The following is a 21,898-nucleotide window of genomic DNA, read 5'->3' on the forward strand; positions in this document are numbered from 1 at the left end:
GTCATGCCTATTGTCCCACGTCCCGTCAGGCGCGGCTCCCGGCGGACTCCGCGGCGGCGCGCCCGGCGACGAGGCCGCTCTTCCACGCCCAGGCGAGGTTGTACCCGCCGCACGCGCCGTCGACGTTCAGCGCCTCGCCGCAGGCGAAGAGGCCCGACGCCTCGCGCGCCTCGAGCGTCTCCGGGCGGAACTGCGAGCACAAAAGCCCGCCGCGCGTCACCTGCGCACGCTCTGGCTCGGCGGGACCCTGCACAACAAAGCGCAGGTCAAAGGCCTTCTCGAGCGCATCAGGCCCAAGGGCTGCCGCAATCACGGGATCGAGCACGCCCGCGCAGCTGCCCGCCGCGCGCCCGAGGCCGCGCGCGAGCTCGCGGTCGAGCCCGCCGGTGAGGTCGAGCGCGACCACGTCCCCGGGAAGCACGACTCGCGAGAGGTCAAACACCGCGATGCCCGAGAGCCCGTAGCTGCGGAAGAGCACCTCGCCGGTCTCGCGGGCCACCTCGGCGCCGTCCCGGACCAGACGCGCGACCACGTGCGCGCGGCGCCCGTCGAGCCCCTCGAGCGCCACGCCCGCGGGCGCCGAGCAGGCGAGCGAGCAGAGCACGGGCTCGTACGGCGCGCACGCAAGACCGATCGAGCGCGTGACCCCCTCGCCGCCGCCCGCCGCCAGGACGAGCGAGGTTCGCATAAGTCCCGTTTTTGACCTCGAATCGGGCTCAAAAAGGGGCGACGTGCGAACCTCACGGCGAGACATCGAGACGTCCACGACCTCGCGCGCCGGCGCCAGCACCACGCCGGCCCGGCGGGCCCGCGAGAGCAGCACCTCGCGCACGGAGGACGCCTGCCGCGAGAGCGGGTAGAGCCGCCCGCCCTCCTCCTCGGCCCAGGCGAGCCCGCACTCCTCGAAGAACGCGAGCACGTCGTCGCCAAAGCGCGGGCCGCAGGTCGTCGCCACGAACGAGGGGTCGTTGTAGCGCTCCCACGCGGGCGCGGGCCCGCACAGCGCGGCGTTCATGAAGTTGCAGCGGCCGTTGCCCGTGGCCAGGATGGAGCGCCCGCACGCGAGCGCGCGCTCCAGAACCACCACGCTCGCCCCGGCCTCGGCGGCCGCGATCGCGGCGGCGAGACCCGCGGCCCCGCCGCCGACCACGGCGACGTCGCAGCGCTCGGGGACGCGCACCGCCGCCGCTGCGGCGAGCGCCTCCTCGCGCGCCTGCGACCTCGAGGTCCTTCTCTGCCCGCGCGCCAAGCTACGCGTCCTGGCCGCGCAGCGCGTCCACGAACTCCGCCGTGCGGACCACCGTGTCGACGGCCTCGGAGAGCGTGCCCGCGGGCAGCTCGTCCTCGAAGGTGCCGGCGTCGCACGCCGCGGCGATCTTGGGGTCGATGGGCAGCTGGCCCAGCGCCTCGATCTCGAAGGCCTCGGCGGTCTGCTGCAGGCGGCTCGGCCCGAAGGGGTAGATCTTCTCGCCGCACTGCGGGCACTCGACGTAGGCCATGTTCTCCACGATGCCCAGCACGGGCACCTGCATCATGTTGGCCATGTTCACGGCCTTGCCCACGACCATCTGCACGAGGTCCTGCGGCGAGCTCACGATCACGATGCCGTCGACCGGCAGGGACTGGAAGACGGTGAGCGGCACGTCGCCGGTCCCCGGGGGCATGTCCACGAGCAGGTAGTCGAGCTCGCCCCAGGCGCAGTCCTCCCAGAACTGCTTGATGGCGCCGGCGACCACGGGCCCGCGCCAGATGACGGGGTCGGTCTCGTTCTCCAGGACGAGGTTGGCGCTCATGACCTTGATGCCGCTCTTGGTGAGCACGGGGACGATGAGCTCGTCCACGCCGCGGGCGCGCGCTCCGGCGAGGCCCATCATGCGGGGGATCGAGGGGCCGGTGACGTCCGCGTCGAGGATGCCGACCTTGGCGCCGCGGCGGGCGAGCTCGACGGCCAGCGCGCCGCACACGAGCGACTTGCCCACGCCGCCCTTGCCCGAGACCACGCCGATGACGTGGCGGACGTTCGAGTAGTCGTTCTGGGGGAACTGCTCCGGGCCCTGGGGCTGCCTGCTGCCGTGCAGCACCTCGTCGACCTCCTGGCGGAGCTTCTCCTGATCGCTTGCTTCCATGCTGTTCCTCTCTCCTGCGCCGTACGCCGGCGCCTGTGCGCAACGTCTCGATTCTACCCAAGCGCGGGCCCGGCTATGGCCCATACTGTTGCAAACGGCGCGCAGGGCGCCGCAACGAGAGGGGAGTCAGCCATGATCTTCACGTCGCTCGCCAGCGCCGCCGCAAACGACCTGTCCCAGGAGCGCTACCAGAGGGCCCTGGAGTTCCTCGCGCGCCCGGACCTCGCCGAGCTGGAGCCCGGCCGCCACGACGTCATGGGCGACGAGGTCTTTGCCAACGTCCAGGAGATCACCACCGTCCCCGCGGGCGAGAAGAACTACGAGGCGCACCGTCGCTACGCCGACATCCACTACGTCATCAGCGGCACCGAGCTCCTGGGCGTGGCCCCGGTCGCGGAGTGCGCGCCGGTCGGCGAGTTCTCCGAGGCGGACGACTTTGGCCTCTACACCCCCGGCGACCGCGAGGGCTGGGTGACCCTGCGCGAGGGCGAGTTCGTGGTCACGCCCCCCTGCGACGCCCACAAGCCGGGCTGCTGCCCGGGCGAGCCCGCGCCGCTCAAGAAGATCTGCGTGAAGGTGCTCGTTGACTAGCGCCGACGCGCCGCTCGCCGTCGGCGACGACTGGGGCCAGGGCTGCGGGGCCAACTGCTTCACGCTCGACGAGGACGGCTTCACCTGCCGGCGCGTGCTCGACGTCCCGGAGGTCTGGCGCGTCGAGCTGCTCATGCACGACACCTTCCTGCCCTCGGTCAACGCCTTCGTGGTGCTGGACGGCGGCGAGGCGCTCGTGGTGGACGCCGGGACGCCCGACCCGCTCAACGACACGCGCCTCATGCGCGCGCTGCTGGGGCTGGGCGTGGACCCGGCGGAGACGCCCACGACGCTCTTCTGCACGCACGCCCATATCGACCACGTGGGGCTCGCGCGCGAGCTCGCCGAGGCCGGCGCGCGCGTGCTCGTCCCGGAGGGGGTCCTCGCGGACATGCGCCGCTTCGCCGTGCCCGCGTGGCGCGACGGGATGGCGGCCCGCATGTGCGCGGAGGGCGCCTCCGACGCGGAGGCCGCCGAGCTCGCGGACGTCATCTGGGACCACGTGGTCAACTTCGAGAACGAGAAGATCGCGTTTGGCACGGTGGCGCCCGGCGAGGCGGTGCGGCTCGGGCGATGGGCCTTCGAGGTCGTGTCGGCGCCCGGGCACACGGTCGGGCAGTGCGTGCTCTGGGAGCCGGAGACGCGCACGGCGTTTCTCGGCGACGCGGTCCTGTTTCTGTGCTCGACCTGCATCGGCTTCTGGGACGAGGGCGAGGACCCGATCGGCGAGCAGCTTCGCACCCTGCGAGCGCTCGCCGACCGCGGCATCGAGCACGCTTACATGGGCCACGGCCTGCAGGAGGGGAGCGTCGCCGAGCGCTGCCTCGCAAACGCGGGCCATCACGAGCGGCGCAGCGCCCGCGCGCTGGCGGCGATCGAGGAGCGCCCGGGAAGCACGGGCTACGAGCTCGTGCCGGCTATGGGCTGGCGCGCGCCCTTCGACCGCTGGGCCGAGACCCCGGCCCTGACGCGGTGGTTCCTCGTGTCCGAGAGCATCGCGCATCTCGACCACCTCGTGGCCACGGGCGCCGTCCGCCGCGAGCCCGACGCCGCCGGCGTGAGCCGCTACTTCGCTGCGGAGTAAGCCTACCGGGGGCCTGCCGGTGTTCCTTCAGGAAGTGCGCTGAGCGAAACCTCCCTACGGAACAAGAGCGCCCCCGGCAACCAATTCTCCGCAGCGAGCAGCGACGACGGAAGAGGTCCGGCTCGTGGCGCCCGGCGTGCCACCTCGGCGTCGCGGTTTACCTAAAGGTGGGCTGCGATGGGCTGGGGGCATTCCGTAGGGAGGTTTCGCGCAGCGCACCTCCCGGAGGAATGCCCCCAGCCCCCCACGGGCTACAATCGAAGGTCGGTCAACCGGCACATTCGAGGAGGGTCCCATGGCCCAGGACGCAATCGTCATCCGCGGCGCGCGCGAGCACAACCTCGCGGACGTGGACGTTGACATACCGCGCGACAAGCTCGTCGTGATCACGGGCCTCTCGGGCTCGGGCAAGTCGAGCCTCGCCTTCGACACCATCTACGCCGAGGGCCAGCGCCGCTACGTCGAGTCCCTCTCCAGCTACGCCCGGCAGTTCCTCGGCCAGATGGACAAGCCGGACCTCGACTCCATCGACGGCCTCTCGCCGGCGGTCTCCATCGACCAGAAGACCACGTCGAGAAACCCGCGCTCCACGGTGGGCACCGTGACGGAGATCTACGACTACCTGCGCCTGCTGTTCGCCCGCGTGGGCACCCCGCACTGCCCCGAGTGCGGCCGCGTCATCGAGCGCCAGACCACCGACCAGGTGGCCGACAAGGTCCTTGAGCGCGCCCAGGGCCGCCGCGCCCTGGTGCTGGCACCGGTCGTCCTCGACCGCAAGGGCGAGTACACCAAGCTCTTCGAGGACCTGCGCCGCGAGGGCTTCTCGCGCGTGCGCATCGACGGCGAGGTCCGCGAGCTCGGAGACGAGGAGATTCGCCTCGAGAAGAAGAACCGCCACAACGTGGAGGTCGTGGTCGACCGCATCGTCGTGCGCGAGGGGAGCCTCGGCCGCATCGCGGAGGCCGTCGAGCAGGCCACCCGCCTCGCCCAGGGCAAGGTGGGCTTCTACCTCATGCCCGACCGCGACGACCCGGAGCGCTTTCCCGGCGAGCTGCTCAGCTACTCGCTCGCGCTGGCCTGCCCCGAGCACGGCCACTCGATGGACGACCTCCAGCCGCGCGACTTCTCCTTCAACGCCCCCTACGGCGCCTGCCCGGACTGCGACGGCCTGGGATTTCGCAAGGTCGTGGATGCCGAGGCCCTGATCGAGGACCCTTCGCTCTCGGTGGCGGACGGCGTCTTCGGCAGCCTCTTCGGCCACTCCAACTACTACCCGCAGATCCTCTCGGCCGTGTGCCGCCACCTCGGCGCCTCGGACGAGACCCCGTGGCGCGAGCTTCCCAAGAAGGTCCAGGCGGCCCTGCTCGACGGCCTCGGCTCCACCAAGATCCGCGTGGACTACCACACGCGCGACGGCCGCGACACCCACTGGTTCACCACCTATCCCGGCGTGCGCTCGATCCTCTTCGACAAGTACCAGGAGACCACGTCGGAGACCATGCGCACGCATCTCGAGAAGTACATCCGCGAGGTGCCCTGCACCACCTGCAACGGTGCGCGCCTCAAGCCCGAGATCCTCGCCGTCACGGTGGGCGAGAAGAACATCTGGCAGGTCTGCGAGCTCTCCTGCCGCGACTGCCTGGCGTTCTTCGAGGCCCTGGAGCTCACGGAGCGCCAGCGCTTCATCGCCGGCGCCGTGGTCAAGGAGATCCTCGCCCGCCTGCGCTTTCTGGTGAACGTGGGCCTGGACTACCTCACGCTCTCCCGCGCCGCCGCCACGCTCTCCGGCGGCGAGGCCCAGCGCATCCGCCTGGCCACGCAGATCGGCGCCGGCCTCATGGGCGTGCTCTACATCCTGGACGAGCCCTCGATCGGATTGCACCAGCGCGACAACAACCGCCTGATCGAGACCTTGAAGCGCCTGCGCGACCAGGGCAACACCGTCATCGTGGTCGAGCACGACGAGGACACCATCCGCGCGGCCGACTACGTGATCGACATGGGCCCGGGCGCCGGCGAGCTGGGCGGCAAGGTGGTGGCCGCCGGTACGCCGGATGAGATCGCCGCCTGCCCGGACTCCGTCACGGGCGCCTACCTCACCGGCGCGCGCGAGATCCGCCTGCCCGAGAGGCGCCGCAACCCGCGCAAGGGCGCGATCAAGGTCACCGGCGCCCGCGCCAACAACCTGAGAAACGTTACCGCCAAGGTGGAGCTCGGCACGCTCACGGTGGTCACCGGCGTCTCGGGCTCGGGCAAGAGCTCACTGGTCACCGACACCCTCGCGCCCGCCCTCACCAACGCCGTCCACCGCTCCAAGCGCCCCGTGGGCCCCTACAAGAGGCTCGAGGGCGTGGAGCTCGTCGACAAGGTCATCGACATCGACCAGTCGCCGATTGGGCGCACCCCGCGCTCCAACCCTGCCACCTACATCGGGCTCTGGGATGACCTGCGCGCCCTGTTTGCCTCCCTGCCCGAAAGCCGCGCGCGCGGCTACAGCCCCGGGCGCTTCTCGTTCAACGTGCCGGGCGGGCGCTGCGAGGCCTGCAAGGGCGACGGCCAGATCAAGATTGAGATGAACTTCCTGCCGGACGTCTACGTGCCCTGCGAGGTCTGCCACGGCAAGCGCTACAACCGCGAGACCCTCGAGGTGCTCTATCACGGCAAGTCCATCTCGGACGTGCTCGACATGACGGTGCACGAGGCACTGGCGTTCTTCTCCAACATCCCGCGCATCAAGAACAAGCTCCAGACCCTCTTTGACGTGGGCCTGGGCTACATTCACCTGGGCCAGCCTGCCACCACGCTCTCCGGCGGCGAGGCCCAGCGCGTCAAGCTCGCCAAGGAGCTGCACCGCCAGCAGACCGGCAAGACCTTCTACATCCTCGACGAGCCCACCACGGGCCTGCACTTCGAGGACGTGCGCCAGCTCGTGGAGGTGCTCGAGAAGCTCGTGGACGCCGGCAACACGGTGCTCGTGATCGAGCACAACCTCGACGTCATCAAGATGGCCGACCGCGTGCTCGACATGGGCCCGGAGGGCGGCGACGGCGGCGGCACGGTGGTTGCATACGGCACGCCCGAGCAGGTCGCGGAGGTCCCGGAGAGCTACACCGGGCAGTTCCTGCGGCAGATTCTCGCGCGCGACCGGGCGCGTCACGCGGGGGAGTAGCGCGATGGCGCGGCGCGAGAAGCTCCAGAAGACCAACGCCATGCGCGAGCTCGAGGCTGCCGGCGTGCCCTTTGAGTACGAGACCTACGAGGTGGACGAGACGGACACCTCGAGCGAGCTGGGCCTGCACATCGCGCAGCGCCTGGGGGAGGACCCCGCCGCGAGCTTCAAGACGCTCGTCTGCGTGGCGCCGTCGGGCGGCCACGTGGTCTGCTGCATCCCCGTGGCCGACGAGCTCGACCTCAAGAAGGCGGCCGCGGCGGCGGGCGAGAAGAGCCTCTCGCTGATGCACGTGCGCGACCTCGAGCCGGTCACGGGATACGTGCGCGGCGGCTGCTCGCCGGTGGGCATGAAGAGGCGCTTCCCCACGCTCATCGACGAGACGGCGCAGCTCTTCGACAAGATCCACGTCTCCGGCGGCCGGCGCGGGCTCTCGCTCGTGCTGGCGCCGGACGACCTCGCGCTCTTCTGCGACGCCGTCCTCGCCGACCTCGTCCGCTGACGATCCGGCACCAGGGGGCCTGCCGCGGCGAGTCGTCTGCCTCACGCCTCGGAGACGTCGCGCTCAATGAGCTGGCGGATGCGCTGGGAACGCGTCTGCCCATGGGCTGAGGCCTTTCGGTCGAATGCGTCGACGAGTGACTCGGGGACCTTCGCCCCAATGAGCTTGAGCTGCTCGAGGCTGATCCGCGGACGCCCCACAAGGACGCGACGGACCCGGCCGGGCAGCTCGCCGCGCTCGAAGTGCTCGGCGAGCTCGTCGAGGGTCTCCTCGCTCAGCTCGATGCCGTCTTTGGTGATGTAGCTCATCGCTGCGACCCCCTCAGCTCCTTCAGCATCCTCTTCGAGGGCGGCGTCATGGCGTGATAGATCAGCGTCGTGCCGTCTTTGAGCATGACTGCCACCATTTCGATCACCCTTCCATGTCCGTCTGCTCCCAGGGCTACGAGCGTCGCGCAGGGAAGGCCGCCCTCGATGCGCTCTTGAACAAGAGAGGCGTTTGACCATGCTCGTCGCACGTCTCGCTCTGAGGGCTCGGGATGTCTTTGCGAGACACGTTCATGAACCGCGGCACTCATGTCTGCTCCCCCATATTGTATAACAAAACAATTCAACACAAACTGTCTCTCCCTGTGGTGATACGGCGCGGAATCGCGAGCGTCGCGCGTCCTTCTCGCCGGACGGTGAGAGAATCAAAAAGTTGTCTGCCAGCGATGTGAGGGAGGGCGCGAAGTGGGCGCAACGTCCGGCTACCAGCCAAGGCACCTGAGGCAGGGGAGCGGGGCCCCCGCGGCACCCAAGACGGCGGAGCGCGCCGAGGCGAGCACCCAGGAGCAGGTCGGCCGCAGCGCAGCGCTCATGAGCGCGCTGGTGGTCGTGAGCCGGCTCACCGGCTTCATGCGCACCTGGGGCCAGGCGTACGCCATCGGCGTCACCGTGATGGCGAGCTGCTACTCCATCGCCAACAACCTGCCGAACCAGCTCTACGAGCTCGTGGCGGCCGGCATGCTCACCACCGCCTTCCTGCCCGTCTACATGACGGTCAAGAAGCGCGCGGGGACGGAGGGGGCGAGCGCCTACACCTCCAACCTCGTCTCGATCGTGCTCGTCGCCATGGGCGCGGTCGCCGTGCTGGGATTTGTCTTCGCTGCGCAGATGGTCTACACGCAGTCCTTCTCGGCCACCGACGAGTTCGACTTCGACCTCACGGTGTACTTCTTCCGGTTCTTTGTCATCGAGGTCGTGCTCTACGCGCTCTCCTCGATCTTCTCGGGCGTGCTCAACGCCGAGCGCGACTACTTCTGGGGCCAGGCCGCGCCGATCTTCAACAACTTCGTGACCACGGCCTCCTTCCTCATCTACGCCGCGCTCGCCGAGACGAGCCCCGAGCTCGCGCTGCTCGTCCTGGCGCTCGGCAACCCGCTGGGCGTGGCGGTGCAGGTCGTCCTGCAGATCCCGCCGATGCTGCGCCACGGGATCCGCCTGCGCTTTGGCATCGACCTCCACGACCCGCTGCTCAAGGAGACCCTGCGGATCGGCGTGCCGTCGCTCGCCGTGGTGGTGGCGTCGTTCGTGACCACGTCGGTGCAGTCCTCCTCGGCGCTCTCGGTGGTGCCGACGGGCGCCTCGATCACCTATTACTCGCGCCTGTGGTACACGCTGCCCTACTCCATCCTCACGGTGCCCATCACCACGGCCATGTTCACCGAGCTCTCGGACAGCTGGGCCAAGGGGGACCGCGCGTCCTTCACGCGCGGGATCGTCTCGGGGTCGGGCCAGATCCTGTTCTTCTCGGTGCCCTTCATGCTCTACCTCATCGTGTTCTCCGTCCCCCTCATCTCGATCCTGGCCGCCGGCAGCTTCACGCCCGACGCGCTCGCCATGACGGCCTCCTACCTCTGCGCCTACGCGATCTCGCTGCCGGCCTACGCCGTCTACATGTACCTGCAGAAGGTCGCCTCCGCCATGCGCCGGATGGTCCTGTGCGCGGTGGCCAACGCGATCGCCGCCGTGGTGCAGGTCGTGGCCCTGCTCGCGCTCACGCCGGTCTTTGGCCTCGACTTCGTGGCGTTCTCGTCGACGCTGTTCTTCGTGACGCTGTGCGTCGTGATGCTTGCGAGCCTGCGGCGCACCCTCGGCCCCATCGGCCTGGGGGGCGTGCTCGCCTCGGCCCTGCGCGCGGTCGCGCTTGGCCTTGCGGGCGCCGTCGTGGGTGCCGTGCTCCTGCGCCTGCTCAACTCGGCCCTCGGCGACTGCACGGGCACCATGCTCCGCTCCCTCGGCTACTGCGTCGCGGCGGGCGTGCCGGCGCTGATCGTGACCTACGGCGCGGCGCTCGCGCTCAAGGTCCCCGAGGCGGCCATGATCGGTCGCCTCGCCGGCCGGCTGCTGCGCCGCTAGCGCGGGTGCGGGCGGCGAGTCGCCGCCGCCCGCCGGGAGGCCCTTGCGCCTGAGGCGCGCTATCCGCCCACGATCACCTGGTCGCAGCGCCCGATGACGAGGTGCGTCGCCGTGCCCTGCCAGGGCGTCCAGGGGGAGACGCCGAGCGACTCGTCGAGCAGGTCGTCGAGGAACTCGGGCAGCCCGTCCTCGTCGAGCCCCTCCTCGTCGCCGAGGAAGTTGCTCACGAAGCGGCGCTCCTCGTCGGTGACCTCCCGCTCGAGCCCCCGCTCGTCGCGCTCCCTCGTGACGTCCGCGTGCCGCTCGTACTCGCGCTCGATCGAGCGGGTCGCCACGATGCGGCGCATCTCGCGCACGAAGCCCGCGTCGTCCACCTGGTCGGGCCTCATGACCACGACGATGGTGTCGGGCGGATAGTCCCTCTCGTCGTCTCTCGCCTCTCGCTCGAACCTCACGGCGACGCGCGCGTCCGGCCAGTGCAGTGCCATGTCCTCTCCTCTCCTCGGCTGTGGACGCCGAGCGTAGCAGGGAGGGGCTGCCGCCCGTCTGCCTCCGAGCTTGCTGGGAGCTTCGCCCGCTGGCCGGGGGCCCTGTGCGGTGCTCGCGCGGCTCGGCGCGCTCGGCGGGCGGTCGCGTCGGGGCCGCGGGCGGCGCCTTGGGGCGCGCGGCGCCGCGGAGCGTGCCGAGATTGGGGGCCGTCGCGCGATTCGCGGCCCTTTTCGTCTCTGCGCGAGCGGCGATTGACCTGTGACGCTTACGAAACCCCGCCCGTCGCAGCTCTGGCCGTGGATGTGCTTACTAAACCCCGACCGTCGCAGCATCTGCCGGCTGCGCGCTTACGAAACCCGGCTCGTCGCATGCAGCGGGCCTTCACAGGGCCCTTCTCGGCCCGATTGGCTGCGATGTGCGGCGATCCGTAAGCACGCTCAGCGCCGAACGCGCGACGATCCGCGAATAGTAAGCAAGAAGAGCCCTCGCCCTGCGATGACCGTCGATCAGTAAGCAAGAGGGCCCCGTCGGGCGACGGCCCGCGATCGTTAAGCGAGCCCCGCCCCGCCCGCCGTGTTTCGCGCGGGAAAACACTCCGGCCAACCCACTTTACTGTGCTAAAGTAGCCCTGCCCCACACGGCAGACGTCACGGCGAGAAGAGAGGACCCCCGTGATCGCAGCAACTCCCCGCGGCTTCCGCGACATCCTTCCCCGCGAGGCGCTCGCCCGCGAGCGCATCTCCGGCATCGTGCGCAACACCTTTGCCATGCATGGCTACCTTCCCGTCGAGACCCCGCTGCTCGAGGACCGCTCCGCCCTCGAGCGCGGCGCCCGCGTGCGCGACTCGGCCTTCCAGCTCTTCGACGAGGACGGCACGCTGCTCATGCTCCGCCCCGACCTCACCCTGCCCGTCGCCCGCCTCGTCGCCGGCCGCGTGGACGCCGGCCAGCTCCCGGCGCGCTTTCGCTACAACGCGCCGGTGGTGCGCGAGGAGCCGAGCCTGCGCGGCCAGCCCCGCCAGTTCACGCAGCTCGGCGTCGAGCTCGTCTGCGAGGACGGCGCCGCCGCCGAGGTCGAGGTCGTGCGGCTGCTCGCCGAGGCGCTCGGCGCGCTCGAGGTGCCGGACTGGCGCGTGGTCTTTGGCTCGGTGGTGCCGCTCACGGCGCTGCTCGACGCCTGCGCGCCCACGCCGGAGTTTCGCGAGGAGGTGCTCGCCCTCGTCCATGACTCGGACCTCGTGACCCTCGGCGAGCTCATTGACGCCACGCCGGACCTTCCGCCCGCGGCCGCCCGCGCCCTGCACGAGGTCGTGCGCATGGGCGGCGGCCCCGAGGTCATCGAGCGGCTCGACGTCCTTCTCGCCGACGCGGGCGTGCCCGTTGAGTCCCGCGGCACCGCCGAGCTCTCGGCCCTCGCCTCCAAGCTCGCCGACCTCTTCTCGGCCGGGCGCCTCTCCTTCGACTTCTCGATCATCAACTCCTTCGACTACTACACCGGCATCATCTTCAAGGGCTACGCCGAGGGCATCGCCGCGAGCCTCGCCTCGGGCGGGCGCTACGACGCGGTGCTCGCCAACCTCGGCCGTCCGGGCCTTGCGGCCTGCGGCTTTGCCCTCTCGCTCGAGCGCCTCCAGGAGGTCCTCGGCGAGCCGGGCGAGTCGGGCGTGGTGACGCCGGGCGTCAACGTGGCGGCCCGTCCCATCCGCATCGCCGTGCCCAAGGGGTCGCTCTTCAAGGAGACCGTCGCCGCCCTCGCCGCGGCGGGCCTGCCCACCGCCGAGCTCGCGGACCCCGGGCGCAAGCTCGTCATCCGCGAGGGCGACGTCGAGTACGTGATCGTGCGCGCCCAGGACGCGCCGGCCTTCGTGGGCCGGGGAGGCGCCGACTGCGGCGTCTGCGGCAAGGACTCGCTCATCGAGGCGGGGCTCGACCTGCTCCAGCTCGTGGACCTGCGCTACGGCGGCTGCCGCTTCGTGGTGGCGGAGCCGCGCGACAAGGCCGGCGAGGCGGCGCGCAACTACGCCTGGCGCGGCGCCGTCCGCGTGGCGACCAAGTACCCGCGCATCACGCAGCGCTACTACGATTCCATCGGGCAGCAGGTCGACATCGTGACGCTGCACGGCAACATCGAGCTCGGCCCGATCGTGGGCATGGCCGACCGCATCGTGGACATCACGGCGACGGGCACCACGCTCGCCGAGAACGACCTCGTGATCGTCGACGAGGTCATGGAGTGCACCGCGCGCTTCTTCGCCGGGCCCGCCGCCTATCGCTGCGACCGAAGGATCCGCGACCTCGCCGCGCGTCTCGCCGAGGTCGCGAGGAAGGGGAGTGAGTCATGAGGACCGTCGTGCTCGAGGGGGGACGCCGCCTCACGCAGGCCGACCTCAACCGCGCGGGCGCCCTGCCCGCCGAGGTCATGGAGGCGGCCGAGAAGATCGTGGCGGACGTGCGCGCCCGCGGCGACGTGGCGGTGCGCGAGCTCTGCGTGCGCTTCGACGGCGCCTGCCCGGACGCCTTCCGCGTGCCCGACGAGGCGCTCGCCGCCGCGCTCGAGGCCGTTCCGCAGGAGTTTCTCGCCGCCCTCACCCAGGCGCGCGACCAGATTCGCGACTTCCACGAGCGCGAGCGCGAGCAGTCCTGGTTCACGGCGCGCGCCGACGGCACGATCCTCGGCGTGCAGGTGACGCCCGTGGCCTCGGCCGCCGTCTACGTGCCGGGCGGCCGCGCGCAGTACCCCTCGACCGTCCTCATGGACACCATCCCCGCCAAGGTCGCGGGCGTGCCACGCGTGGTGATGGTGACCCCGCCGCAGGCGGGCGGCGGCCTCAACCCCTACACGCTCGCCGCCGCCGCGCTCGCGGGCGTGGACGAGGTCTACGCCGTGGGAGGAGCCCAGGCCGTGGCCGCCGTGGCGTACGGCACCGAGTCCATCCCGGCGGTCGACAAGATCGTGGGTCCCGGCAACGCCTACGTGGCCGCCGCCAAGCGCCTCGTCTCCGGGGACGTGGGCATCGACATGGTGGCCGGCCCCTCCGAGGTGTGCGTGCTCGCCGACGCCACGGCCGACCCCGTGGTGGTGGCCGCCGACCTCATGGCCCAGGCCGAGCACGACCCGATGGCGAGCTGCTACCTCGTGACCTGCGACCCGGAGCTGCCCGACCGCGTGCTCGCCGCCGCCGAGCGCCTCGTCGCCCAGAGCCCGCGCGAGGAGATCACCCGCGCCTCGCTCGACGACCGCGGCGTGATCGTGGTGGCCGAGAGCCTGGAGGCGGCCGTCGACGCCGTCAACGTGGTGGCTCCCGAGCACCTCGAGCTGCACTGCGAGGATGCCATGGCGCTTCTCGGCCGCGTGCGCAACGCCGGCGCGATCTTCGTGGGCGCCTGGAGCTCCGAGCCCCTGGGCGACTACGTGGCCGGCCCCAACCACACGCTGCCCACCGGCGGCACCGCGCGCTTCTCCAACCCCCTGGGCGTCTATGACTTCCAGAAGCGCTCGAGCGTGATCTGCTACACGCCCGAGGGCCTGCTCGCCGATGCCCCCGCGGCGCAGACGCTCGCGCAGTCCGAGGGGCTCTGGGCGCACGCCCTCTCCGTGGGCCTGCGCCGGCGCCTCGCCGAGGGCGCCTCGTTTGACGTGGACGACGTCCACCGTGTCGCCTGGCCCTCCGACCTCGCCGCCCCCGCCGGTTCTGTTAATTGGGGACAGTCCCCAACCTGCAGGTCGGAGGTGTGAGATGGCCGAGAAGAACCTCGACCTCGCCGCCCGCCTGCGGCCCGCGCTCGCCGGCTTCGAGCCGTACGACCCGGCCTTCTCGCCCTGCCGCGTGAACCTCTCGGCCAACGAGAACACCCACGCGCTGCCGGAGGAGGTCCGCGCCGCGATCGACGCCGCCCTTCTCGCCACGCCGCTCAACCGCTACCCGGACCCCATGGCAAACGAGCTGCGCGACGCGATCGCCGAGCGCCACGGGGTCGCCCGCGGGAGCGTCTGCGTGGGCAACGGCGGCGACGAGCTGCTCTTCAACCTGCTCTTCGCCTTTGGCGGGCCGGGGCGGACGCTCGTCACGTGCCCGCCGGACTTCTCGGAGTACGCCAACTTCGCCGCGATGTGCGAGACCGCGGTCGAGCGCGTTTGGCGCGACGCGGAGGACTTCTCGGTGGACGCCGACGCGCTCGTGGCCGCCGCGGCAGGCGCCGACCTGGTGTTTGTGACCTCGCCCAACAACCCCACGGGCGACCTGCTCGACCCGGCCGTCGTGCGCCGCCTGCTCGACGAGACCGACGCCCTGGTCATGGTCGACGAGGCCTACGTCGAGTTTGCCCCCGAGGGCTCGAGCGTCGTGGGGTGGGTCGCCTCCGAGCCCCGCCTCATGGTGCTGCGGACCCTCTCCAAGGCCTTTGGCCTGGCGGGCGCGCGCGTGGGTTATCTCGTGGCGGACCCGGCGGTCGTGGACGTCCTCGGGGCCGTGCGTCAGATATACTCCGTTGACGTGCTCGCCCAGGCGGCGGGCCTCGCGGCGCTGCGCTGCCGGGAGGCGCTCGCCGGGACGGTCGCCGACATCGTGGCCGAGCGCGAGCGGCTGGCCGCGGGGCTTTCGGAGCTTCCCGGCGTCCGGACGTGGCCCTCGTCTGCCAACTTCGTGCTCGTGTGCGTGCCGCGCGCCGCCGAGGTGCGCCGGCGCCTGCGCGACGAGCACTCCGTCCTGGTGCGCGACTTCAGCGCCGCGCCGGGGCTCGAGGGATGTCTCAGGCTCTCCGTGGGCACGCGCGAGGAGAACGACGCTCTTCTCGACGCGCTCGCGACGCTTGTGAGGGAGGAATCATGACAAGGACCGCCAAGGCCGTCCGCGCCACCGCCGAGACCGACATCGGGCTGTCCGTCGACCTCGACGGGACCGGCGTCGCCGACGTCGAGACCGGCGTGGGATTTTTCGACCACATGCTCACCGCGCTCGCGCGCCACTCGCTCGTCGACCTCACCGTCCGCGTGAAGGGCGACCTCGAGGTCGACGACCACCACACCGTCGAGGACACCGGCATCGTGCTCGGCCAGGCCCTGCGCGAGGCGCTGGGCGACAAGCGCGGCATCCGCCGCTTTGGCTCGGTCATGGTGCCGCTCGACGAGGCGCTCGTCATGGCGGCCGTGGACGTCTCCGGCCGCGGCGAGCTCTACTGGGACGTGCCCATCGGGCCCGCCAAGGTGGGGACCTTCGACACCGAGCTCGGCCGCGAGTTCTTCGCGGGCCTCGCGCGCGAGGCGGGCGTCACGCTCCACCTGCGCCTGGTCTGCGGGTCCAACGCCCACCACATCCTCGAGGCCACGTTCAAGGCCGCGGCGCGGGCGCTGCGCGAGGCCGTCGAGCCCGACCCGCGCGTCGACGGCGTGCCGTCCACCAAGGGGAGCCTGTGATGGCGCCCGCCGGCGGCGCCCGCCCGATCGTCATCGTGGACTATCACAAGGGCAACCTGAGCTCGGTCGAGCGCGGGCTTGCGGAGGCGGGCGGCAGCGCCGTGGTCTCCGACGACCCCGCCGTCATCAGGACCGCGTCCGGCGTGGTGCTGCCAGGCGTGGGCAGCTTCGGCGACGCCATGGCCTACCTGCGCGCGTCTGGCGAGGCCGAGGCCGTCCTCGACGCGCTCGGCCGCGGCGTGCCGTTCCTCGGCATCTGCCTGGGCCTGCAGCTGCTCTTCGAGCGCGGCAACGAGACGGACGACGGCTCGTGGACGGGCGGCCTGGGCGTGATCGCCGGCTCGGCCACGCGCCTGGAGTCGTCGCGCCTCAAGGTCCCGCACGTGGGCTGGGACCAGGTCCACCTGACCGAGCACGGCCGCGGGTGCCCGCTCTTCTCGGCCGTGCCCGAGGGGGCAAACGTCTACTTCACGCACTCCTTCGCGCTCGCCGACGACGTCCCGGGCGACGTGGTGGCGGCGCGCACGCACTACGTGCGCAGCTTCGCGAGCGCCGTCTGGGCGGACAACGTCTTTGGCGTGCAGTTCCACCCCGAGAAGAGCTCGGCGGTGGGCCGCGCGATCCTCGAGGGTTTCGTCGGCGTGGTCGGGGGTGGCGCATGATCCTGTTTCCCGCGATCGATTTGGTGGGCGGCAAGGTCGTGCGCCTGGCGCGCGGCGAGCGCGCCCACATGGACGTCTACTCGAGCGACCCCGCCGCGGTGGCCGAGAGGTTCCGCGACGCCGGGGCGCGCTGGGTGCACGTGGTCGACCTCTCCGCCACGCTCGAGGAGGACGCCGCGGCCCGCGCGGCCAACGACGCCGCGATCCGCGCTATCTGTGCCGTGCCCGGCATCTCGGTGGACGCCGGCGGAGGCGTGCGCGACCTCGCCGCCGTGGAGCGGCTGGCGGGGCTCGGCGTGCGACGGATTGCCATCGGCACCGCGCTGGTGCGCGACCCGGCCTTCGCCGCGGAGGCAGCGCGGCGCTTCGGCGAGCTCGTGGTGGCCGACGTGGCCGCCCGCGGGGGAGAGGTGCGCGTGAACGGCTGGCGCGAGGGCGCGGCGCTCTCCGCAGACGAGCTCGTGGCGCGCCTCGCCGAGCTGGGGTATCGCCACCTCGTCTTCACCGACGTCGCGCGCGACGGCATGCGCTGCGGCGTGGACGCCGAGGCGTACCGCCACGTGGCCGAGGTCGCGGGCTTTCCCGTGGTCGCCTCGGGCGGCATCGCGGGCCTGGACGACCTGCGGGCGCTGGCGGCGCTCGGGCCGGGCGTGATCGAGGGCGCCATCACCGGGCGCGCCCTCTACGAGGGGTCCTTCTCGCTCGAGGACGCGCTCGCGGCCTGCGCGGGGTAGCCATGCAGCACCGCACCAACCCGCGCAACGGGGACAGCATATCGGCGCTCGGCCTCGGGTGCATGCGCCTTCCGGGCCCTCCCGGCCGCCCCGATCCCGAGCGCGCCCGCGCCATCATCGCCTGTGCCGTCGAGCGCGGCATCAACTACCTGGACACCGCCTACCTCTACCCGGGCAACGAGGCCTGCGTGGGCGCCGCCCTCGACGAGCTTGGCCTGCGCGACCGCGTGCTTCTCGCCACCAAGCTGCCGCACGGCTCCGTGCGCGCGACCGCCGACCTCGACCGCATCTTCGACGAACAGCTCCGCCGCCTGCGCACGGACCGCGTGGACTACTACCTGATCCACAACGTCACGAGCCCCGCGCAGTGGGAGCGCCTGCGCGACCTGGGCATCGAGGACTGGGTGGCCCGCCAGCGCGCCGCCGGCCGCATCCGCCAGACCGGCTTCTCCTATCACGGCAGCGCGGGTGACTTTCCCGTCCTGCTGGACGCCTACGACTGGGACTTCTGCCAGATCCAGTACAACTACGCGGGCGAGCAGTACCAGGCGGGCACCGCGGGCCTGCACGCCGCCGCTGCGCGCGGTCTCGCCGTCTTTGTCATGGAACCCCTGCTGGGCGGGCGCCTCGCCGACAAGCTGCCCGACCGCGCGCGGCGCATCCTCGACGCCGCGGCCGCGCCCGGCCTGGAGACGCCCGCCGCCTGGGGCCTCTCCTGGGTGTGGGACCACCCCGAGGTGACGATGCTGCTCTCCGGCATGGCCGCGCCCGAGCAGGTCGAGGAGAACGCCGCCGTGGCGTGCCGCGCCCTGCCGGGTTCGCTCACGCCCGCGCAGCACGAGGTCATCGCCCGCGTGGTCGAGGAGTTCGCCCGAACCAACCGCGTCCCCTGCACGGGGTGCAACTACTGCATGCCGTGCCCGCAGGGCATCAACATCCCCGGGTGCTTCTCGGCCTACAACGCGAGCTTCGCGCACGGGTGGTTCACGGGGCTCTCGCAGTACTTCACCGCGAGCGCGGTGCGCACGAGCGCGCCCAAGCTCGTGAGCAACTGCGTCCGCTGCGGCGCGTGCGCGCGCCACTGCCCCCAGGGGATCGACATCCCCGCGCGCCTGGTCGACGTCGGGCGGCGCTTCCAGCCCGGTCCGGTGGGCTGGGCGCTGCGCGCGTGGTCGCGCCGCGGTCGTTAGCCTCGCCGGGGGACGACAGCCCCCGCCATCCCGTGTAAACACCTCGGGGCGAGAAGAGCCTCCAGCCCCAGGGACCCCCGAAGTCCAACTATGATTGCAACGTCCTCCGTTCGCCCGGGGGTCCGCCGTCCTTCTCGGCAGGGCGAATCGCGCAGCGAGCGAACGCAGTGAGCGCTGGGCCCTGCGAGAAGGACGGCGGACCCGGGCCCCGGCAACCGAAAGGACCACCCATGCTGACAAAGCGAGTCATCCCCTGCCTGGACGTCAAGGACGGACGCGTGGTGAAGGGCGTCAACTTCGTGGGCCTGCGCGACGCGGGCGACCCCGTGGAGCTCGCGCGCCGCTACGACGCCGAGGGCGCCGACGAGGTGGTCTTCCTCGACATCACCGCGACCTCTGACGACCGCGCCACCAAGATCGGCCTGGCCAGCCGCGCCTCGGCCGAGCTGCGCATCCCCTACACGGTGGGAGGGGGCTTTCGCGACGTGGCCTCCTGCCGCGAGATGATCGCCGCCGGCGCGGACAAGGTCTCGCTCAACTCCGCCGCCGTCAAGGACCCGAGCCTCATCACCGCGGCGGCCACGGCCTTTGGCTCGCAGGCCGTCATCTGTGCGATCGACGCCAAGCGCGTGGGAGCGGCGGACAAGTGGGAGGTCTATCTCGCGGGAGGGCGCGTCGCCACGGGCATCGACGCCGTCGCCTGGGCGGAGGAGGCCGCGCGTCGCGGCGCCGGGGAGATCCTGCTCACGAGCATGGACCGCGACGGCACCAAGGACGGCTTTGACCTCGCGCTCACCCGCGCGGTGGCGCGCGCCGTGCCGATCCCGGTGATCGCGTCGGGCGGCGTCGGCACGCTCGAGCACTTTGCCGAGGGCATCATCGAGGGCGAGGCCGACGCCGTGCTCGCTGCGAGCGTCTTCCACTTTGGCACGTTCACCATCCGCCAGGTCAAGGAGTACATGGCCAGCCAGGGCATCCCCGTCCGCCTGGACTTCTAGGGCCCGCCCCGCGTTGTAGGCAGTTTTTGGAAGGGGCTCCGAGTAGCCCCTTTTGAACAAGCCGTCTACCTGCGCCTTTTCGCGTGAAATGCGCCCGATACTGGGGGGCCATCGAAAAAACTGCCTACAACGGCGCCCCTCGTCGGGTCCCGGCCCTTAGCCGAGCGGCTCCGCCACGGGCAGGCCGTCGGCGTCGAGCGTGACGACGAGCGGGCGGGCCTGGTCAGGGTCCTCTTCGGGGAAGTCCGCGCGGTGGTGGGCGCCGCGGCTCTCCGTCCGCGCGAGCATGGCGGTCACGAGGGCGTGGGCCGAGAGGGCGGCGTTGGCAAGGCGCCGGGACCCGGTCCGCGCGCTGTCCCTGTCCAGCTCGTCGAGCAGGCGGACCATCGCCTGCAGTCCCTCCGCGGTGCGCCCGAGCAGGCAGCGCTCGTCCATGGCATGCCGCAGCGCGAGAAGCCCCTCCCGCTCCGGGACGCCGAGAGGGGACCGTGCCTTCACGGCGTGGGCGGCGGCGTTGGGTGCGGCGACGCGGGTCGCGGCGGCATCGCCGGCGGCGGCTCGCCCGGCGGCGTGGCCGAAGACCAGGCCGTTTGCGCTCGAGAGGCCGCCGATCCGGTCGGCTCCGTGCATGCCGCCCGTGGCCTCGCCGCAGGCGAAGAGGCCCGGGACGCCGGTCGCGCCCCGCTCGTCCACGAGGATGCCGCCGTTGGAGGCGTGCGCGTACGGGGCGATCCGCAGGTCCCCGTCCGGGCGGCGCCCGAAGGCGCCCTCGAACCAGTCGAAGTAGGTCTGCATGAACTCCGGCAGCTTCTCCGGCAGGTCGTAGGTCACGGCCGCCCCGCGCGCCCCTGCCGCCGCGACCGCGAAGTCCACGACGCGGTCGGGCAGGCTCGCGGTGAAGGGCCCGTGCCCGCCGCGCGCGTCGAGCAGCCCCGCGGCGCCTGGCGCGTCGAGCCCCTCGACGCGCGCGTAGCGGAAGGTCCGCTCGTTGAAGACCACGCCGCGGACCGGCTCCACGAGGCCGGGCATGATCTGGATGAACTCGACGTTCACCAGGCGAGCCCCGTGGCGCAGCGCCACCGCGGCGGCGGTGCCGGTGACGTCGGGCATCGTGAGCGTGCGCGAGAAGAGCCCGCCGAAGCCGCCCGTCGCCAGGACCACGGCGCCGGCACCCACGACGCGCTCCGCCCCCGACCGCACGTCGAAGAGCACGGCGCCGCACACGCGCCCGTCCATCTCGACGAGGGCGAGCAGCTCGTGGAAGGGGAGCGCCGTGACGCCCGCCGCCCGAAGCGCAGCCTCGGTCGCGGCTCGGTACGACGCTCGGCCGAGGCCGTGCCAGCTGCGGCATCGACGGTCGAAGCAGGGGATGAAGTCGCGCTCCTCGGGGCGCTCCGCCCGCTGAAGCTCGACGCCGCGCTCCTCGAGCCGCCCCACGGCCGCGGCGACGCCGCGCACGAGCGCGGACGCGAGCCCCGGCAGCGCCATGCCGCGCCCCACCTCGAGGATCGTCTCGACGAAGTCCGCCTCGTCCTTATCGTCCGCCGGCCCCACCAGGCCGAGCCCCCACGTGCCGGGAAAGAAGCTCGACCCGGAGAACGTGTCTGCCGCGCTCGCGAGCGCCACGCGCGCGCCGGCCTCGGCGGCGGCGAGCGCGGCCTCGCACCCCGCGATGCCGGCGCCCACCACGAGCACGTCGAACGACTCGGTTTCCGTCGCGTGAGCCATCGCAACCCCTTCGCTGCCGTGTAGTAAAGTGATGGGGCAGCAAGGACCGAGGAGGACCCGTGTCACAGACGCCCCAGCAGGAGCCACAGTATACCTACGCCGGCGAGCGGCTCGAGCCCGTGACGCTCGCCGACGCGGTCGTGCGCTTCGACGAGCGAGGCCTCGTGCCCGCCGTCGTGCAGCAGGCCAGCACCGGCGAGGTGCTCATGGTCGCGTGGATGAGCGAGGAGTCGCTTCGCCTCACCCTCGAGACCGGCACCACCTGGTTCTGGAGCCGCAGCCGGCGTGAGCTCTGGAACAAGGGCGCCACCAGCGGCAACGTCCAGCGGGTGCGCCGCGTGCTCGTGGACTGCGACGCCGACACGCTGCTCGTCGAGGTCGACTCGCCGGGCCCGGCCTGCCACACCGGCCACCGCAGCTGCTTCTACCGCGAGCTCGCCGCCGCGCCGGCGGAGGGCGACGACCGCTAGGGGGATACCAATGGGGGAGAGAACCGCCAACGTGCACGACGGCGATATCGGCGAGACGCTCACCGGGCTCGCCGCCGTCATCCACGCCCGCCGCGACGCCTCGCCGGAGACGTCCTATACCGCCCGCCTGCTGCAGGGGCCTGAGGACACCCTCCTCAAGAAGGTCACCGAGGAGGCCACCGAGGTCGCGCTCGCCTGCAAGGACCGCGACCACGACCACATCCGCTACGAGGCCGCCGACCTCGTCTACCACCTGCTCGTCACCCTCGAGCGCCACGGCGTCACCGTCGCGGAGCTCGCCGGCGAGCTCGACGCCCGCCACCGCTAGGCCCAGATAGGAACA

The 21,898-nt window shown here is 71.7% G+C and carries 21 protein-coding genes; 15 read left to right on the top strand and 6 right to left on the bottom strand.

Annotated features, from left to right (window positions below):
- Positions 1-25: 25 nt before the first annotated feature.
- Positions 26-1,249, bottom strand: a complete 1,224-nt coding sequence (locus tag NW198_RS01235) for an FAD-dependent oxidoreductase (RefSeq protein WP_258339699.1) — start codon at positions 1,247-1,249, stop codon at positions 26-28.
- Position 1,250: 1 nt separating this feature from the next.
- The gene (locus tag NW198_RS01240; protein WP_258339700.1) at positions 1,251-2,126 is read right to left on the bottom strand and encodes an Mrp/NBP35 family ATP-binding protein; all 876 of its coding nucleotides are present in this window, start codon (positions 2,124-2,126) and stop codon (positions 1,251-1,253) included.
- Between the two features lie 132 nt (positions 2,127-2,258).
- Here NW198_RS01240 and NW198_RS01245 point away from each other — a divergent pair, with 132 nt between their 5' ends.
- From NW198_RS01245 to ybaK, 4 genes are all read left to right on the top strand, one after another.
- The gene (locus NW198_RS01245; RefSeq protein ID WP_087313355.1) at positions 2,259-2,717 is read left to right on the top strand and encodes a YhcH/YjgK/YiaL family protein; all 459 of its coding nucleotides are present in this window, start codon (positions 2,259-2,261) and stop codon (positions 2,715-2,717) included.
- On the top strand, positions 2,710-3,801 hold the full coding sequence (locus NW198_RS01250) for an MBL fold metallo-hydrolase (protein WP_258339701.1): 1,092 nt from the start codon (positions 2,710-2,712) through the stop codon (positions 3,799-3,801). Before NW198_RS01245 ends, NW198_RS01250 begins: the two co-directional genes overlap by 8 nt.
- Positions 3,802-4,096: 295 nt before the next feature.
- Positions 4,097-6,970: an excinuclease ABC subunit UvrA gene (uvrA, locus tag NW198_RS01255; RefSeq protein ID WP_258339702.1), complete on the top strand. Its 2,874-nt coding sequence runs from the start codon at positions 4,097-4,099 to the stop codon at positions 6,968-6,970.
- A gap of 4 nt (positions 6,971-6,974) precedes the next feature.
- Positions 6,975-7,472: a Cys-tRNA(Pro) deacylase gene (gene ybaK, locus NW198_RS01260; protein ID WP_087313348.1), complete on the top strand. Its 498-nt coding sequence runs from the start codon at positions 6,975-6,977 to the stop codon at positions 7,470-7,472.
- Positions 7,473-7,513: 41 nt separating this feature from the next.
- Here ybaK and NW198_RS01265 read toward each other — a convergent pair whose 3' ends face one another.
- Entirely contained in the window at positions 7,514-7,780 is a 267-nt protein-coding gene (locus tag NW198_RS01265) for a ribbon-helix-helix protein, CopG family (protein ID WP_087313346.1), read from the bottom strand.
- The gene (locus NW198_RS01270; RefSeq protein WP_258339703.1) at positions 7,777-8,049 is read right to left on the bottom strand and encodes a hypothetical protein; all 273 of its coding nucleotides are present in this window, start codon (positions 8,047-8,049) and stop codon (positions 7,777-7,779) included. Before NW198_RS01270 ends, NW198_RS01265 begins: the two co-directional genes overlap by 4 nt.
- 154 nt (positions 8,050-8,203) lie before the next feature.
- Between NW198_RS01270 and murJ the strand changes: the two genes are divergently transcribed.
- A complete protein-coding gene (gene murJ, locus NW198_RS01275) occupies positions 8,204-9,871 on the top strand; it encodes a murein biosynthesis integral membrane protein MurJ (RefSeq protein WP_258339704.1) in 1,668 nt (555 codons plus the stop codon).
- 59 nt (positions 9,872-9,930) lie between these two features.
- Here murJ and NW198_RS01280 read toward each other — a convergent pair whose 3' ends face one another.
- Entirely contained in the window at positions 9,931-10,359 is a 429-nt protein-coding gene (locus NW198_RS01280; RefSeq protein ID WP_258339706.1) for a hypothetical protein, read from the bottom strand.
- A gap of 672 nt (positions 10,360-11,031) precedes the next feature.
- On the opposite strand from NW198_RS01280, the gene hisG reads away from it, so the two are divergent.
- The 8 genes from hisG to hisF all read left to right on the top strand — a co-directional run bounded on the left by hisG (position 11,032) and on the right by hisF (position 19,357).
- On the top strand, positions 11,032-12,702 hold the full coding sequence (gene hisG / locus NW198_RS01285; protein WP_258339707.1) for an ATP phosphoribosyltransferase: 1,671 nt from the start codon (positions 11,032-11,034) through the stop codon (positions 12,700-12,702).
- On the top strand, positions 12,699-14,096 hold the full coding sequence (gene hisD / locus NW198_RS01290; protein WP_258339708.1) for a histidinol dehydrogenase: 1,398 nt from the start codon (positions 12,699-12,701) through the stop codon (positions 14,094-14,096). The genes hisG and hisD overlap by 4 nt, the downstream gene beginning before the upstream one ends.
- Before the next feature lies 1 nt (position 14,097).
- Entirely contained in the window at positions 14,098-15,189 is a 1,092-nt protein-coding gene (gene hisC / locus NW198_RS01295) for a histidinol-phosphate transaminase (protein ID WP_258339709.1), read from the top strand.
- Positions 15,186-15,773 carry an imidazoleglycerol-phosphate dehydratase HisB gene (gene hisB, locus NW198_RS01300; RefSeq protein ID WP_258339710.1) on the top strand — a complete coding sequence of 196 codons (588 nt, stop codon included), beginning with the start codon at positions 15,186-15,188 and terminating at the stop codon, positions 15,771-15,773. Before hisC ends, hisB begins: the two co-directional genes overlap by 4 nt.
- A complete protein-coding gene (gene hisH / locus NW198_RS01305) occupies positions 15,773-16,435 on the top strand; it encodes an imidazole glycerol phosphate synthase subunit HisH (RefSeq protein ID WP_258339711.1) in 663 nt (220 codons plus the stop codon). Before hisB ends, hisH begins: the two co-directional genes overlap by 1 nt.
- Positions 16,432-17,169, top strand: coding sequence for a 1-(5-phosphoribosyl)-5-[(5-phosphoribosylamino)methylideneamino] imidazole-4-carboxamide isomerase (locus tag NW198_RS01310; protein ID WP_258339712.1), 738 nt, complete (start codon positions 16,432-16,434; stop codon positions 17,167-17,169). Before hisH ends, NW198_RS01310 begins: the two co-directional genes overlap by 4 nt.
- 2 nt (positions 17,170-17,171) lie before the next feature.
- Positions 17,172-18,359, top strand: a complete 1,188-nt coding sequence (locus NW198_RS01315; protein ID WP_258339713.1) for an aldo/keto reductase — start codon at positions 17,172-17,174, stop codon at positions 18,357-18,359.
- Between the two features lie 230 nt (positions 18,360-18,589).
- Complete coding sequence (gene hisF, locus NW198_RS01320) at positions 18,590-19,357, top strand: imidazole glycerol phosphate synthase subunit HisF (protein WP_258339714.1); 768 nt, start codon at positions 18,590-18,592, stop codon at positions 19,355-19,357.
- 156 nt (positions 19,358-19,513) lie between these two features.
- Here the strand turns inward: hisF and NW198_RS01325 are convergent, their stop codons facing one another.
- Entirely contained in the window at positions 19,514-21,085 is a 1,572-nt protein-coding gene (locus tag NW198_RS01325; protein WP_258339715.1) for an FAD-binding protein, read from the bottom strand.
- Positions 21,086-21,204: 119 nt separating this feature from the next.
- Between NW198_RS01325 and hisI the strand changes: the two genes are divergently transcribed.
- Together hisI and hisE are read left to right on the top strand one after the other, a co-directional pair.
- On the top strand, positions 21,205-21,555 hold the full coding sequence (gene hisI, locus NW198_RS01330; RefSeq protein ID WP_258339834.1) for a phosphoribosyl-AMP cyclohydrolase: 351 nt from the start codon (positions 21,205-21,207) through the stop codon (positions 21,553-21,555).
- Between the two features lie 10 nt (positions 21,556-21,565).
- Positions 21,566-21,883 (top strand): phosphoribosyl-ATP diphosphatase, encoded by a 318-nt coding sequence (gene hisE, locus NW198_RS01335; RefSeq protein WP_087313327.1) that lies wholly within the window; start codon positions 21,566-21,568, stop codon positions 21,881-21,883.
- Positions 21,884-21,898: the final 15 nt, after the last annotated feature.

The sequence above is a fragment of the Thermophilibacter sp. ET337 genome (genome assembly GCF_024733715.1).
Lineage (GTDB): Bacteria > Actinomycetota > Coriobacteriia > Coriobacteriales > Atopobiaceae > Thermophilibacter.

Bases quoted from the DNA above. Each gene is read 5' to 3' on its own strand.
- NW198_RS01265 (WP_087313346.1), bottom strand. From the start codon at position 7,780: ATGAGCTACATCACCAAAGACGGCATCGAGCTGAGCGAGGAGACCCTC.
- NW198_RS01270 (WP_258339703.1), bottom strand. From the start codon at position 8,049: ATGAGTGCCGCGGTTCATGAACGTGTCTCGCAAAGACATCCCGAGCCC.
- NW198_RS01280 (WP_258339706.1), bottom strand. From the start codon at position 10,359: ATGGCACTGCACTGGCCGGACGCGCGCGTCGCCGTGAGGTTCGAGCGA.
- NW198_RS01245 (WP_087313355.1), top strand. From the start codon at position 2,259: ATGATCTTCACGTCGCTCGCCAGCGCCGCCGCAAACGACCTGTCCCAG.
- hisF (WP_258339714.1), top strand. From the start codon at position 18,590: ATGCTGACAAAGCGAGTCATCCCCTGCCTGGACGTCAAGGACGGACGC.
- NW198_RS01240 (WP_258339700.1), bottom strand. From the start codon at position 2,126: ATGGAAGCAAGCGATCAGGAGAAGCTCCGCCAGGAGGTCGACGAGGTG.
- hisD (WP_258339708.1), top strand. From the start codon at position 12,699: ATGAGGACCGTCGTGCTCGAGGGGGGACGCCGCCTCACGCAGGCCGAC.
- NW198_RS01315 (WP_258339713.1), top strand. From the start codon at position 17,172: ATGCAGCACCGCACCAACCCGCGCAACGGGGACAGCATATCGGCGCTC.
- NW198_RS01310 (WP_258339712.1), top strand. From the start codon at position 16,432: ATGATCCTGTTTCCCGCGATCGATTTGGTGGGCGGCAAGGTCGTGCGC.
- ybaK (WP_087313348.1), top strand. From the start codon at position 6,975: ATGGCGCGGCGCGAGAAGCTCCAGAAGACCAACGCCATGCGCGAGCTC.
- NW198_RS01325 (WP_258339715.1), bottom strand. From the start codon at position 21,085: ATGGCTCACGCGACGGAAACCGAGTCGTTCGACGTGCTCGTGGTGGGC.
- hisE (WP_087313327.1), top strand. From the start codon at position 21,566: ATGGGGGAGAGAACCGCCAACGTGCACGACGGCGATATCGGCGAGACG.
- hisH (WP_258339711.1), top strand. From the start codon at position 15,773: ATGGCGCCCGCCGGCGGCGCCCGCCCGATCGTCATCGTGGACTATCAC.
- uvrA (WP_258339702.1), top strand. From the start codon at position 4,097: ATGGCCCAGGACGCAATCGTCATCCGCGGCGCGCGCGAGCACAACCTC.
- hisB (WP_258339710.1), top strand. From the start codon at position 15,186: ATGACAAGGACCGCCAAGGCCGTCCGCGCCACCGCCGAGACCGACATC.
- hisC (WP_258339709.1), top strand. From the start codon at position 14,098: ATGGCCGAGAAGAACCTCGACCTCGCCGCCCGCCTGCGGCCCGCGCTC.